Below are 229 nucleotides of genomic sequence, written 5' to 3'. Positions count from 1 at the left end.
GTCTTGCAATGCGCGGCGCGGTGGCTCGCCTTTTTGCCATACTTTAAATTTCACTTCTAGCGGATCGCCATAGTTAGTTGAATTTGTTTTATAGGCGCTAGTGGGTTCTTTTTTATCTAAAATAAACCAGGCTGCAATATACGCTACCACAAATAAAGGGCCGCCAGTTAGTAATACCGCACTAACAAATATAATACGAACTAACCATAATTCCATATTAAAATAATCG

Annotated in this window: 1 protein-coding gene; it reads right to left on the bottom strand. The window is 39.3% G+C overall.

The window, feature by feature from the left end:
- A partial coding sequence (locus AAEY68_RS21810; protein ID WP_350586913.1) for a PspC domain-containing protein occupies positions 1 to 229 on the bottom strand: 229 nt, incomplete at both ends.

It is taken from the genome of Pseudoalteromonas sp. RB2-MNA-CIBAN-0110, from assembly GCF_040309305.1.
Taxonomy (GTDB): domain Bacteria; phylum Pseudomonadota; class Gammaproteobacteria; order Enterobacterales; family Alteromonadaceae; genus Pseudoalteromonas; species Pseudoalteromonas arctica.
The sequence above is the reverse complement of the archived record's forward strand: the minus strand, read 5'-3'. Positions and strand labels throughout refer to the sequence as shown.